This is a genomic window from Sphingomonas glacialis (genome assembly GCF_014653575.1).
Lineage (GTDB): Bacteria > Pseudomonadota > Alphaproteobacteria > Sphingomonadales > Sphingomonadaceae > Sphingomonas > Sphingomonas glacialis.
In genome coordinates, this window is the sequence record NZ_BNAQ01000001.1 from 204,615 (window position 1) to 218,072 (window position 13,458).

The following is a 13,458-nucleotide window of genomic DNA, read 5'->3' on the forward strand; positions in this document are numbered from 1 at the left end:
AATCCGGGGCGTGCGCAGCGTGCGGTCAAGCCTGTACCGCGGCGTGACCGATCGAGCGGCTCACCAGCAACAACGCGCCGTCGCCAGGATAAGGGGCAACCGTGAAGCCCATGTCGCGCTCGACCTCGATCGCGGCGTGATTATCGCGGCTCTCGATCGCCTCGAGCACCTTGACGCCCTTGGTGTCGGCGACCGCGGCGATATGCGCGAGCAGCGTCCAGCCGATGCCGTGCTGCTTGAAATCCTTGCGGAGCGCGATAGCGACTTCGCCGCGCTCGAACCCCGGGTCGCAGGCGAGCATCGCGGTCGCGATCATCGTCGCTCCGTCATGCGTGAACGCGAGGTAATTCTCGGTCCAGCGATGATCGACGTGCGTGAGAGCGGTGATCTGTGCCGGCGCGACTTCGTTCATTCCGGTGAGAAAGCGAAACCGCAGATCCTCACGCGTCACGTGCGTAAAGAACTCGGCGACGGTGCCATCGTCCTCGGGCCGCGCCGGGCGCACGTGAAAGGTAAATCCGCTGCGCGTGGTGAGTGTCTGGCTCGGCTGATGCATCGAAGGCCCTTCCGCTTGGCAAACGAAACCCGATTCCGAGCTTCACAAGAGCGCCTCATGCGCTGCGAAGGTCGGGCTGGCTGCTGATGAAACTACGTAGATCGGGCCAGACGCAGCGTCATGCCGCCAACACTGCTGCGACCGGACGACGCAGCGCATAGGGCAACGCGGGCCCACGCCCGAAGCGCAGGACGAGATCGGGCCGCATGCCTGGCGCGCCGATCAATGCGGCAAGCTCGGGTCGCAAACCGGCGACCTCGACCGGCTGATTGACGAACGCGCATTTGATGCCGAGCGCGGTCGCTCGCAGCGCGAACCTCTGGCACGCCCGACCGACGCGCACCCAATGGTCGGGATCCGCCTTTGCCCCAAGGAAGATCGCCACGCCTGCCGAAGAGTCGAGCTGGCGCGCATATCGGTCGTTTTCCGAGCGGGCGGTAACGAAGCGATCGAACAGCGCCGGCCCGGCCCAGCTCGGCAGCGCGGGATTACCGCTCGCCGCGCTGAACAGGCCGTCGCGTGTCCGCAGCGCCGCGTGCGGATTGTAGCGTAGCCACTGCTTGAGTTCGCGCACGAAAGCCGGGTCGGCCATCTGTCTGGAGTTGCCGTCGATGATCATGTCGCGCACGATCGCCCTGTCGCGGCGTTCGGTCATCAGAATCAGCTCGACCCCGGGCACCGCTGCCGCGACCGCCAAGTCGCGGAGCTCGGCGGTGGGCAGCGATCGCCCGTCATAGCGGCCACGCGTCGATTGCCGCTTGGGGATCGCCCAGAACAACGGATCATCGACGGGCGGGCCGGGGCGAAACGCAAAGCCGATCGTCCCGCCATCCTCGGGCGCAAACACCGCCTCCCCGCGATGCCCCGACGCAGCCGCCGCCAGCACGAGATTTTCGGTCGCGCATCCCAGGCTGACGAACAGATGGTGATCGTCGGGATCGACGACCGGGGTGCGCCGGCTGAAATCGGGGAGCACGTCGATCCGGTTCGTGCCGAGGCGGAAGCGCCACGGCTGCGTATTATGGCCGTTGGGGGCAAGCGTCGCGAAGCGGACGAGCTCGCCCAGCGCCGGGTTGCCGCCAAGCGGAATACGCGCGGCGGCCGCTGCCGCATCATACGCGGTCATCGAGGACAGGTCGTGAAGGCCTGCCCAGCCAGCCCCCACGACGCCGAGCCCGGCTGCCCCGCCCCCGAGCAGAAGATTTCGGCGGTTCATCCCAGACCCTCCCGATCGATCCGAGACGCGCTCAGGCGTCGGCCGGCGTGAAGTCGAGCACGACGCGTGACGGCACGTCGCCGCGCTCGAGCCGCTCGAACACGCTGTTGATCGCCGCCAAGGGCTGCAGCTCGATGTCGGCCTTGACCTTGCCGTCGGCGGCGAATTGGAGGCACTCGGCCATATCCTTGCGCGTGCCGACGAACGATCCCCGCACGGTGATGCAATTCGCCACGACATCGAACAACGGCACGGGGAACTCGCCCGGCGGCAAGCCGACGAGCACGCAGGTGCCACGCTTGCGCGTCATCGCGACGCCTTGCTTGAACGCGGCGAGCGAGGGCGCGGTGATCAGCACGCCGTGCGCCCCGCCGCCGGTCTTCTCCTTGAGTATTTCGGCGGGACTATGCGTCTTTGCGTTGATGACGAGATCGGCACCGAGCCGCGTCGCGTGGGCGAGCTTGCCGTCGTCGATGTCGATCCCGGCGACGTTCAGCCCCATCGCCTTGGCATATTGGATCGCGAGATGGCCAAGCCCGCCACACCCCGAAATCGCGACCCATTCGCCTGGCCGCGCCTGCGTTTCCTTGATGCCTTTGTACGTCGTGATGCCAGCGCAAATCAGCGGCGCCGCCTCGACCGCGCTCAGCCCGGCGGGAATGTGCGCGACATAGTCGGGGTCGGCGAGCAGATATTCGGCGAAGCCGCCATTTTGCGTGTAGCCGCCGAACTTGGCCTCGCCGCACACCGTCTCCCACGCCGACAGGCAATATTCGCAATGTCCGCATGCCGAATAGAGCCACGGCACGCCGACGCGGTCACCCTCCTTGACGCGGGTCACTCCGGTGCCGAGCGCGACGACGATGCCGATCGCCTCATGCCCGGGGATGAAGGGCGGGTTTGGCTTGACCGGCCAGTCGCCCTTCGCGGCGTGGAGATCGGTATGGCAGACCCCGCACGCCTCGGTCTTGACGAGGATCTGCCCGGGCCCCGGCGTCGGGATCGCAACCTCCTGGAGCACCAACGGCTGTCCGAATGCGGTGACGACCGCGGCGTGCATTGTCTTGGCCATGAGCAGGCTCCTTCCGGGGGGAATGCGGGAATCGTTTCGACCTGACACGCGCGCGACACGCTGACAGCAGTGCCGCGACACGGCCGCCTGCACGAGCGCTCTGGCCTGTCTTCCCTAGAAGTCGCGACCCGCGTTTGGGCAGACTCGGAAAATACGCATAGCTCCGACCGGCAACTGCCTTGCGCCAGTCAGCTTGGGCGCTAGGCTCACAGCGCCTCCCGCCAAGGACCCCTGCATGCGCGCTGTCTTCGCTGTTCTCCTGTCTGCCACCATCCTGACGAGCGGCGCGCACGCGGCCGCCCCCACCGCCGCGGCGTCGGCCGATGCCGCGCTAGAGCTCGCCAAGAAGGCAATCGCGCTGCGCTCGGTAAAGGGCCCGGGCAACCAGACCCCGCAAGTCGCCGCACTCTACAAGGCGGCGCTCGTCGCGGGCGGTTTTGCCGATGCCGATGTCGAGATCGTGCCCGTCGACGACACCGCCTATCTGATCGGCACGTGGCGCGGCAGCGACCCGACGCTCAAGCCGATGGTGATTTCGGGGCACATGGACGTCGTCGAGGCCAAGCCCGCCGACTGGAAGCGCGATCCGTTCACCCCCGTAGTCGAAAACGGCTATCTCTATGGCCGCGGCGCGACCGACATGAAGCTCGACGGGACGATCGCGATCACCGCGCTCACCGACCTGCGGCGCAGCGGCTACAAGCCCAAACGGACGATCGTCATCGAATTCTCGGGTGACGAGGAAACCGCGATGAAGACCTCGACGCTGATCGCCGAGCGGCTCAAGGACGCCAATATCGTGCTCAACGTCGATGGCGGCGGCGGCGTACTCGACGAGGCGACCGGCAAGCCCAAATATTGGACGTGGAACGGCGCGGAGAAAACCTATGCCGATTTCCGGCTGACCGTCACCAACCCCGGCGGCCACTCGTCGATGCCGCGCCCGGTCAACGCAATCGTCGAGCTTTCGAAAGCGCTCGAGAAGGTCGGCGCGTATCAGTTCAAGCCCGAACTGAGCCCGCTGACGCGCGAGGCGCTGACCAAGGCCGCGCCGTTCGAGGAGCCCGCGATCGGTGCCGCGCTGAAAGCGTTCGTCGCCGACCCGACCGACAAGGCCGCGATCGCGACGCTGACCGCCAAACCCGCGACCATCGGCAAGATCGGCACGACCTGCGTCCCGACGCTCGTCAACGGCGGGCACGCCGAGAACGCGCTCCCGCAACGCGCGACCGCCAACATCAACTGCCGGATCTTTCCCGGCCACAAACCAGCCGACATCATGGCCGAGCTCGGCCGCGTCATCGCCGACCCGTCGGTGACGATCGCCGATGTCAGCGAAGGCTCGGTGGCGAACGACGCATCGCCGATGCGCCCCGATTTCATCACCGCGATCACCCGCGCGATGGGCCAGGTCTATCCGGGCGTGCCCGTCTTCCCGGCGATGGCCTCGGGCGCGAGCGACAGCATGTGGTTCCGCTCGCACCACGTCGCGAGCTATGGCGCGAGCCCGACTTTCATCAAGCCGTCGGACGATTTCAGCCACGGCCTCGACGAGCGCACGCCGATCGCGACGATCGAACCGGGGATCCGCTATTACAAGCTGCTGTTCACCGACCTGTCGAAGTAACCGCGGCAAACGCGTTTGATGCGCCCCGGTCTTGCCCGGGGCGCACGCCGATCCTACGATCGGCGCACCCGCAATCGGAGCTGAGCATGGCGCCGTGTCCCCCCGATCCTGATGCCGACTGGAGCTTGCCCGGCTGGCTCTATACCGATCCCGAATATCATGCGGTCGAGGTCGAGCGTGTGCTGCGGCCGTCGTGGCAAATCGTCTGCCACCAGAACCAGATCGCCAACGCCGGCGATTTCCACACGATCGACTATCTCGGCGAGAGCGTCGTCGTCGTGCGCGGCGATGACGGTGCGCTGCGCGCCTTCGCCAATGTCTGCCGCCATCGCGCGATGCGGCTCGTCGAGGGACCGACGGGATGTGCGCGCAAGTTTGTCTGCCCGTATCACGCCTGGAGCTACGAGACCGACGGCCGTCTGTCGGGCGTGCCGATGCGCCGCGATTATCCCGCGCTCGAGCTCGAGGCGCACGGCCTCGCCCCGGTCGAGCTCGAGATCTGGCGCGGCTTCGTGTTCGTCCGGCTCGAAGGCGATGGTCCGTCGGTCGCCGCGATGATTGCGCCGTACGATGCCGAGATCGCGCCGTATCGCCTCGAGGCGATGGAGGCGCTCTCGCCCGTCCGGCTGCGCGAGCGCGCGGTCAACTGGAAGAACGTCGGCGACAATTATTCGGACAATCTGCACATCCCGGTCGCGCATGACGGGCTGAGCCGGCTGTTCGGCAAGAGCTATGCGATCGAGGCGGCGCCGTTCGTCGACAAGATGTCGGGCCAGATCGTCGACCGCGTCTCGGACAATCCGTGGGAGCGCTTCTACCAGACGCATCTGCCGCACGTCGATCATCTGCCCGAGGCCAACCAGCGGCTATGGCTCTACTTTAAGCTGTGGCCCAACATGGCGTTCGATCTCTACGCCGACCAGATCGACTTCATGCAATGGCTGCCGCTGACGCCGACCACCAGCGTGCTGCGCGAAATGGCGTTCGCGCTGCCCGATGACCGGCGCGAGATGAAGCTCGTGCGCTATGCCAATTGGCGGGTCAACCGCGTCGTCAATGCCGAGGACACGTGGCTGATCGAGCGCGTCCAGCAAGGGATGGCGTCGCGCAGCTACACCGCAGGGCCGATCGGGCGGAGCGAGGTGTGCCTGCGCAGCTTCGCGCGGAAGATCCGCGAGCGGATCCCGGAGGCGCGATTGCACCGTGCGCCCGCGCCGGGATGGTCGCGGGGGTAGTGCTCTGCGGGCTCCCTCTCCCGCTCGCGGGAGAGGCAACGCAGACTTGGTCCGCCTTCTTCAGGCGGGCCTAGTCGAAGTCGGTGAGGGTCTTCTTCTTCGCGGCATCGAAGAAGAAGGAGACCCTCCCCCACACCTCCCGCGAAGGCGGGAGGGGGAAAGTAGAGAGGAAGGCGGGAGCAAGCATGACCAAACGCTACGACGCGCTCATCATCGGCGGTGGCCATAACGGCCTCGTCTGCGCCTTCTACCTCGCGCGCGCCGGGCTCAAGGTCCGCATCCTCGAACGCCGCCATGTCGTCGGCGGGGCGGCGGTAACCGAGGAATTCCACCCCGGCTTCCGAAATTCGACCGCGAGCTACACCGTCAGCCTGCTGCGCCCCAAGGTCATCGCCGACATGAAGCTGCACGACCGCGGCTTTCGCATCATCGAGCGGACGATCAGCAACTTCTTCCCCTTCCCCGACACCTATCTCACGCTCGGCGGCGGCACCGCGCGCACGCAAGCGCAGTTCGCGCGCTTCAGCCAGAGGGATGCCGACGCCTACCCGGCCTATGACGCCGCGCTCGAAAAGGTCGCGCAAGTGCTCCGCGATCTCGCGCTCAAGACCCCGCCCAATGTCGGCGGCGGTTTACGCGCGCTGCTCGCGGGTGCGGCGCAGGGCTGGCCCGTCGCCAAGATGGGGATCGAGCAGCAACGCGATCTGCTCGACATCTTCACCAAATCGGCGCGCGATTTCCTCGGCGGCTGGTTCGAGGACGACCATGTCCAGTCGGCCTTCGCCTTCGACGCGGTGGTGGGCAATTATGCCGGCGTCTCGACCCCGGGCAGCGCCTATGTCCTGCTCCACCACGTCTTCGGCGAGGTGAACGGCAAATACGGCGCCTGGGGCCATTCGGTCGGCGGGATGGGCGCCATCACGCAGGCGATGGCGCACGCCTGCCTCGAAGCGGGCGTCGAGATCAGCCTCGACGCTCCCGTCGCCAAGCTGCTGACCGAAGGTGGCAAAGTCGCGGGCGTCCGCCTTGAGTCGGGCGAAGAGATTGCTGCCAAGATCGTCGCAGCCAATGTCGGCCCGGCCTTGCTCTATCGCCAGATGGTCGATTCCTCCGATCTGCCGGCCGACTTCAACCGCCGGATCGCCGGGTTCAAGACCGGCAGCGGCACCTTCCGCATGAACGTCGCTTTGTCCGAACTGCCCGATTTCAGCGTGCTGCGCGGGAAGGACAAGGCTGAGCATCATACCGCCGGGATCATCATCGCGCCCGGCATGGATTACATGGACCAGGCGTTCATCGACGCGCAGCAGTTTGGCTGGTCGAAACAGCCGATCGTCGAGATGAAGCTGCCGACGACGGTCGACGACAGCCTCGCGCCGCCCGGCCAGCATATCGCCAGCCTGTTCTGCCAGCAATTCGCGCCGACGCTGCCAGATGGCCGCTCTTGGGACGATGCGCGCGAGGAGGTCGCCGACCTGATCATCGACACCGTCACCGCGCACGCCCCCAACTTCAAGGCGAGCGTGATCGCGCGCCAGATCCATTCGCCGCTCGATCTCGAGCGCAAGTTCGGGCTGGTCGGCGGCGACATCTTCCACGGGGCGATGGGCCTCGATCAGCTTTGGGCGGCAAGACCGGTGCTCGGCCACGGCGACTATCGCGGGCCGATCAAGGGGCTCTATTTGTGCGGATCGGGCGCGCATCCCGGCGGCGGCGTGACCGGCGCGCCGGGGCACAATGCGGCACACGAGATCCTGCGCGATCAAAGTCTAGTCGGGCGCGTCTTCGGATAGCGCCGCGCGATAGCGCAGCAGATACAGCGGGATCGCGGTCAGCATCAGCCCGACGCTCAGGCCGATCGCCTCGATCCCCGCGCCCCACATCGCCCACGCGGCAAAGGCCAGCCCCAGCGCGGCGGCGACGGGCGCGATCCGCAGGATCAGCGCGGTGAGGCACGCGCCGACATAGAGCCAGATCGTCGCCGCTGCCGTCAGCCGCAGCATGAAGTCGAGCAGCCCGCCGAGCGACCGCGTCGCGTTCGACAGAACGAGCAAGCTGGCGAGCGTGCTCGACACGAGCAGGATCGCAACCGGCACGTCGCGCGCGCTGGTTGCACCGATCCAGCGCGGCAGCAGCCCGGCGCGCGCCATGCCGAGCGGCACCTCGCCCTGCACCAGCGTCCAGCCGTTGAGCGCGCCGATCGCCGCGATCGCGGCGAAGCCTGCGGTCGCAAGCCCCGCCCAAGGCCCCCAGAAGGTCGAGACGAACAGCGCGAACGGTGCCTGCGCATTGGCGACAGCCGCGCTCGGCAATGCGAAGATGATGCCGGTGCAGACGATGAGATACAGCACCCCCGTCAGCGCAAGCCCGAACAGCATCGCGCGCACCACATTGCGCGCCGGGTCGCGCACCCGCTCGGCGGCGACGCTCGCCGCTTCGAACCCGACGATCGCGTAGAAGGCGAAGGTCAGCGCCGGCGTCAGACCGCCCCATGCGAAATCCGCATAGGGCCCGGTCGAATGCCCCACCCCACCTCGCCACGCGATCCCGGCGAGGATCAGGACAATCGCACCAAGCGGGACGAGCTTGATCACCGTCGTGCCGACTTGGAACGCCCCCGCCAGCCGCGCACCGCCGAGGTTGAGCACCGTCAACAGCCAAATCAGCACCGTCGCCGACACCGCCTGGGCAAGCGCCGTCGCGCCGATCATCGGCACGAATTGCGCGAGATAGCGGACCGCTGTCAGTGCGATCACCGCATTGGCGGACCAGATACCGATCCAATAGCTCCACCCGACGAGCACGCCGCACAGCCGGCCCAGCCCGGCGCCGCACATCGCGACCACTCCCGTCGCTTCGGGCATCGCCGCCGTCAGCCTTGCGAGCACCCAGGAGATCAACATCGCGCCGCTGACGCCCACGATCCACGCCACGATGCTCGTCCAGCCATAAGGCGCAAGTTGTGCGGGCAGGACGAAGATGCCCGAGCCAATCATCCCGCCGACCACCAGCGCGGTCGCGGTCCAGAATCCGAATGGGCGGTGCGACTCCGACTCGATGCGGCAGCTCCCTTCGCCAGCGAATGGAGCACGCTGGGCAGCGCTATGCCAGAGCGATTTCCGTCGCCGCGAATTCCGCGCTGCTAGCGGTGACAGGGCTCGGCTGCAGAGACGCCCGCGAGCAAAGCGGTACGCTGGATACGGAAATCCTCGCCGCCACGCGTGCTCGGCTGCGCGCCAACGCCGAGCCCGTTCCACAAAGCGGCGTTGAAAGCATCGGTATCGAGGCGATCCTCGGTCGCGAAATTCTGTCCTCGCATCGCAGCGGCCCAATAAGCGGCGTCGTGCGGGGCACATCCGGCGGCCACTGGTGCCGCCACGAAGCGATCCCGCGGGATCGGCAATTGCGTCGCGCGCAGCACGTCGGCGGCGACGGCGTGGTAGCGCCAGCCCGTCATCGCCGGATCGAACACATCGGCCATCGGCACCGCGAGCGCATCGTTCAACCCGAGCGGCGCCAGGCCGAGCACCGCCTCGATCGTCCGCAACAGGCTGACGGTGGTATAGCGCGTCGAGACCAGGGCGTTGTGGCGCACCATCGGCCCGACGATGAACGCCACGCTGCGCCGGGCATCGACATGGTCGGCACCGTTCTGCGCATCATCCTCGATCACGAAGATCAGTGTAGAATCACGCGCGCGGCTCTGCGCGATCGTCTCGATGACTTGGCCGAGCGCATAGTCATTGTCCGCCATTTGCGTCTCGACGGTGTTCACCCCGTCGATCGCATCGCTGAAATCGCCGAAATGATCGTGGCTGAGCCGCAGCAGCGTGAGCGCGGGGACCGCATCCTTCGCGTCCGCCACGGCGAATTCGCGCTGCCATTCGAGCATGCGCCAATAATCGGGCATCTTCTGGTCGAAGCCGCGAAAATACGGGTCGCTGCGCGAGGCCAGTAAGCGGTCGCCCGGCGTGTAGATCCGCGTCCCTGTCTTCGCCGGTTCGCGCTCGAGCGGAATGAAACCGGGCTTGCCGAGATCGTAGACCGAAGCGTCCGAAAAGCCGTAATTACGAACGCTCAGCCCGGCACGGATCGCGGCATTCCACAGGAAACCTTGGCCCGTCTCTTCGTCACGATCGCCATCGGGCGCAGTCAGCAGCGCTGGCCCGGGCAGCAGATCGGGATCGGTCGAGAGCGCCGGGTTCGTCGCGTGACGCTCGGCGGGCGTCTGTGCTGTATAGATGAAGCGATCGGCCTCCTCCGCCTCATACGCCAGCCCGCGTCCGGCATAATTGACCGGCGCGGTTTTCTCGAGGAGGTCTGGCACGCGCGCCGCGGTCGACCAGGTCCAGCCAGTGCTCGACTGCTCGCCGCTGTCGTAGAAATTGTCGAGCGTGACGAAGTCGCGCGCGAGGCGATGGTGGTTAGGCGACAGCCGCTCGCCGAGGATCGCGAGCCGCGGATCACCATTTCCGACCGCGAGATCGCCGAGCACTTGGTCGTAGGTCCGGTTTTCCTTGATGATGAAGACGACGTGCTTGATCCGCGCACGCACCGCCGCCATCGTCGTGTTCGCGGCCGCGCGCGCCTGCGTTGCGGTCAACCCGATATTGTCGGCGACTTGCAGCGTGGTGCGCACCAATGCCGCTGGCTTGGGCAGCGCGAACTGCAGCAGCCCGGCCTTTTCGAGCTGGAAGATATATTGGTTGGCGGCGCCGCATGCATTGGGCTGGCCGCGATAGATAGCGAGCTTCGGCGCGCAGCCGAGCGGGTTCGGCCCCGGCGGGCTCTTGCGATTGACGACGAATACGCGACCGCCGTCGCGGCTCACTGCGACCGCGCTGGGATACCAGCCCGTCGGCACGAGCCCGTCGACGCTCGCGCCATCGGCGCGCGGCGTAACCAAGGCGACCGCGTTGATTCCCCCCATCGTCACGAGCAAGCGGTGATCGGGGAGCAGCGCCAGCGCATTGGCATTGAGCCCCTTGGCGAGCGGTGCCGCGCCGAGTGCGTCCGGCAGCCCGAGCCGGGGCTCGGCGGCGAGACGGCCGGTCTTGAGGTCGATGATCGCCAGCCGGTCGGCATTGTCCTCGGTCGCGTAGAGCCGGCCGAGGCGTGGATCGACCAGCAGTGCGGTCGGCGCACCGAGCGTCGCCACGCGGCCTGTCACGCGGACCGCATCGCCGACGACCTTCAGCGCAACGAGTTGCCGATCGCGTGGTGCCGACACCCAGGCATGCGTCGCATCGGTCCAGACGATCGCAAACGGGTTCTCGCCGCCCGGAACGCCGGCTTGCGCGGGATCGATCTTGCCAGGCCGCAGATCGCGCTCGGCGATCACCTTGCCCGCAGCCAGGTCGATCAGGCTGATCGAATCATTGTAGTAATTTGCGACCAGCGCGCGTCGCCCATCGGGGCTGACCGCAAGTCCTGCCGCCTGCGGCTTGACCTCGGCACCGTTTCCGCTCGCATGCCCCAGCGCGATCGGCGCGCGCGTCTCGGCGAAGCGGCTCCCGTGCGCCTCGAACCGATGGACGACATCGTCGACTCCACCCCCGACGACGAAACCGCGGCCGTCGGGCTGCCACGCGATCCCCGAATAGCTATTCGGCACGCGCGTCGTCTGAAGCAACCGACCGCCGCGTGCGTCGATCGCGTAGCGAAAGACATATTGTGTCGACTGCGCGGGGAGCCGTTTGCCATCGCTGCCGTTGAACAGATTGAACCCGCTGGTCAGCACCAGCATCTCGCGCCCGTCGGGGCTGACCGCAATCGCTGCGGCGCCATCGGCGACATACTCGGGGTGCGGCGCGATGCGCGTCGTCAGCGGTTCGAAGCGTGCGCCTGGTGCTGCCAGCGGAGTCAGCCGCTGCCCGGTCGGCAGCGCGACGCCTGGCTCGGAATGGTCGCGTGCCGCAACCGACGCGGTGATCGCGAGCAAGCCGCCAAACAGAAATGCTTTGTGCATGATACCCATCCCGACGCCGTAGCGCGGGCTTACGACATTTTGGCGACACAGCCCATCGAGCGTTCGCCCTGTATCGCGACGCTCCGCCGCCCGCCGTGCGTCCGCCGGGCCCCTTCGTACGGGAAAACCCCAATATCTGCTGCGGTGCGAAATCGGGTGAAGCCGGGCGACCGCTGCTGTGCGGCGTTAACGGAGATTGACCATGGATCCAGGTGTCGTCGACCTGTCGCGGCTGCAATTTGCCCTAACCGCGCTGTACCACTTCCTGTTCGTGCCGCTGACGCTCGGCCTGAGCTTCATGCTGGTGATCATGGAGGCGGTCTATGTGATGACCGACCGGCCGATCTGGCGCGTCATCACGCGCTTCTGGAGCAAATTGTTCGCGATCAACTTCGTGCTCGGCGTCGCCACCGGGCTGACGATGGAGTTCCAGTTCGGCACCAACTGGTCGTATTTCTCGCATTATGTCGGCGACATCTTCGGCGCGCCGCTCGCGATCGAAGGGCTGATGGCGTTCTTCCTCGAGGCGACGTTTGTCGGGCTGATGTTCTTTGGCTGGAACAAGATGTCCAAGCTCGCGCATCTCGGCGTCACCTTCATGGTCGCGCTCGGTACGAATTTGTCGGCTTTGTGGATCCTCGTCGCCAATGGCTGGATGCAGAACCCCGCGGGCGCGACCTTCAACCCCGAAACGATGCGGATGGAAATCAGCGATTTCGGCACGGTGCTGTTCAACCCGATCGCGCAGGCCAAGTTCGTCCATACCGTGAGCGCCGGCTATGTCTGCGCGGCGGTGTTCGTGCTCGGCATTTCGGCGCTTTATCTGCTGCGCGGCAAATATGTCGGCGTGGCGAAACGCTCGATGGCGGTCGCCGCGGCGTTCGGCCTCGCTTCGTCGCTGTCGGTCGTCGTGCTCGGCGACGAGAGCGGGTATGCGCTCACCGACAACCAGAAGATGAAGCTCGCCGCGATCGAGGCGGCGTGGCACACCGCCCCCGCCCCCGCCGGCATCACGCTGATCGGCATCCCCGATGTCGCCGCGCGAACGACGCGCTACGCCGTCGAAGTGCCGTGGGTGCTCGGGCTGATCGCCACGCGCAGCCTCGACACCGAAGTCACCGGCATGTCCGAGCTGGTGCTGAAGGCGCAGGAGCGGATCACATCGGGCGTGGTCGCATACGACGCCGTGCAGAAGCTCAAGACCGACCCGACCAATGTTCGCGAACGCGCACGGTTCGAACTCCACAAGCGCGATCTCGGCTATGCCTTGCTGCTCAAGGCGCACGTCGCCGATCCGCGCCTGGCGAGCCCCAAGCTGATTGCGGTGACTGCGTGGGACGTCGTCCCGAACGTCCCGCTGATGTTCTGGAGCTTCCGCGCGATGGCGTTCATCGGCTTCTACATGATCGCGCTGTTCGCCACCGCTTTCGTGCTCGCGAGCCTGCGCCGCCACGACAGCACGCGCTGGTTCCTGAGGATCGCGCTCTATTCGATCCCGCTGCCGTGGATCGCGATCGAGCTCGGCTGGATGCTCGCCGAGATCGGGCGTCAGCCCTGGGCGATCGAAGGCGTGTTGCCGACCTTCCTCGCCACCTCGACGCTGAGCGTCGCGGCGTTGTGGACGACGATCATCGGCTTCACCGTGCTCTACGGCGCGCTCGCGGTGATCGAAGTCCGCTTGATGATCGCGGCGATCCGCAAGGGCCCGTTCGAGCATGTCGACGATCCCGTGCCCGACCAGAGCGATACCGTCGTGGTTCCCATTCTCCCCGTCGCCGCCTGAA

The 13,458-nt window shown here is 66.7% G+C and carries 9 protein-coding genes; 4 read left to right on the forward strand and 5 right to left on the reverse strand.

What is annotated here, in order from left to right; translation table 11 throughout:
• Positions 1-25: 25 nt before the first annotated feature.
• From IE187_RS00905 to adhP, 3 genes are all read right to left on the reverse strand, one after another.
• Positions 26-556 carry a GNAT family N-acetyltransferase gene (locus tag IE187_RS00905; protein WP_133188264.1) on the reverse strand — a complete coding sequence of 177 codons (531 nt, stop codon included), beginning with the start codon at positions 554-556 and terminating at the stop codon, positions 26-28.
• 118 nt (positions 557-674) lie between these two features.
• Positions 675-1,772 (reverse strand): Acg family FMN-binding oxidoreductase, encoded by a 1,098-nt coding sequence (locus tag IE187_RS00910; protein ID WP_189674736.1) that lies wholly within the window; start codon positions 1,770-1,772, stop codon positions 675-677.
• A gap of 31 nt (positions 1,773-1,803) precedes the next feature.
• On the reverse strand, positions 1,804-2,844 hold the full coding sequence (adhP, locus tag IE187_RS00915; protein WP_189674737.1) for an alcohol dehydrogenase AdhP: 1,041 nt from the start codon (positions 2,842-2,844) through the stop codon (positions 1,804-1,806).
• A 235-nt stretch (positions 2,845-3,079) separates the two neighbouring features.
• Here adhP and IE187_RS00920 point away from each other — a divergent pair, with 235 nt between their 5' ends.
• From IE187_RS00920 to IE187_RS00930, 3 genes are all read left to right on the forward strand, one after another.
• Positions 3,080-4,471: a M20/M25/M40 family metallo-hydrolase gene (locus IE187_RS00920; protein WP_189674738.1), complete on the forward strand. Its 1,392-nt coding sequence runs from the start codon at positions 3,080-3,082 to the stop codon at positions 4,469-4,471.
• An 86-nt stretch (positions 4,472-4,557) separates the two neighbouring features.
• Positions 4,558-5,706 (forward strand): aromatic ring-hydroxylating oxygenase subunit alpha, encoded by a 1,149-nt coding sequence (locus IE187_RS00925; RefSeq protein ID WP_189674739.1) that lies wholly within the window; start codon positions 4,558-4,560, stop codon positions 5,704-5,706.
• Between the two features lie 185 nt (positions 5,707-5,891).
• Positions 5,892-7,499 (forward strand): phytoene desaturase family protein, encoded by a 1,608-nt coding sequence (locus IE187_RS00930; RefSeq protein ID WP_189674740.1) that lies wholly within the window; start codon positions 5,892-5,894, stop codon positions 7,497-7,499.
• On the opposite strand, the gene IE187_RS00935 is transcribed toward IE187_RS00930, so the two are convergent.
• Positions 7,476-8,963 (reverse strand): APC family permease, encoded by a 1,488-nt coding sequence (locus tag IE187_RS00935; protein ID WP_268249477.1) that lies wholly within the window; start codon positions 8,961-8,963, stop codon positions 7,476-7,478. The two genes, IE187_RS00930 and IE187_RS00935, sit on opposite strands and share 24 nt — an antisense overlap.
• Positions 8,849-11,674, reverse strand: coding sequence for a bifunctional YncE family protein/alkaline phosphatase family protein (locus IE187_RS00940; protein WP_229839165.1), 2,826 nt, complete (start codon positions 11,672-11,674; stop codon positions 8,849-8,851). Before IE187_RS00940 ends, IE187_RS00935 begins: the two co-directional genes overlap by 115 nt.
• Before the next feature lie 202 nt (positions 11,675-11,876).
• Here IE187_RS00940 and IE187_RS00945 point away from each other — a divergent pair, with 202 nt between their 5' ends.
• Entirely contained in the window at positions 11,877-13,457 is a 1,581-nt protein-coding gene (locus IE187_RS00945; RefSeq protein WP_189674743.1) for a cytochrome ubiquinol oxidase subunit I, read from the forward strand.
• Position 13,458 lies beyond the last annotated feature (1 nt).

Bases quoted from the DNA above. Each gene is read 5' to 3' on its own strand.
- IE187_RS00905 (WP_133188264.1), bottom strand. From the start codon at position 556: ATGCATCAGCCGAGCCAGACACTCACCACGCGCAGCGGATTTACCTTT.
- IE187_RS00910 (WP_189674736.1), bottom strand. From the start codon at position 1,772: ATGAACCGCCGAAATCTTCTGCTCGGGGGCGGGGCAGCCGGGCTCGGC.
- adhP (WP_189674737.1), bottom strand. From the start codon at position 2,844: ATGGCCAAGACAATGCACGCCGCGGTCGTCACCGCATTCGGACAGCCG.
- IE187_RS00920 (WP_189674738.1), top strand. From the start codon at position 3,080: ATGCGCGCTGTCTTCGCTGTTCTCCTGTCTGCCACCATCCTGACGAGC.
- IE187_RS00925 (WP_189674739.1), top strand. From the start codon at position 4,558: ATGGCGCCGTGTCCCCCCGATCCTGATGCCGACTGGAGCTTGCCCGGC.
- IE187_RS00930 (WP_189674740.1), top strand. From the start codon at position 5,892: ATGACCAAACGCTACGACGCGCTCATCATCGGCGGTGGCCATAACGGC.
- IE187_RS00940 (WP_229839165.1), bottom strand. From the start codon at position 11,674: ATGCACAAAGCATTTCTGTTTGGCGGCTTGCTCGCGATCACCGCGTCG.
- IE187_RS00945 (WP_189674743.1), top strand. From the start codon at position 11,877: ATGGATCCAGGTGTCGTCGACCTGTCGCGGCTGCAATTTGCCCTAACC.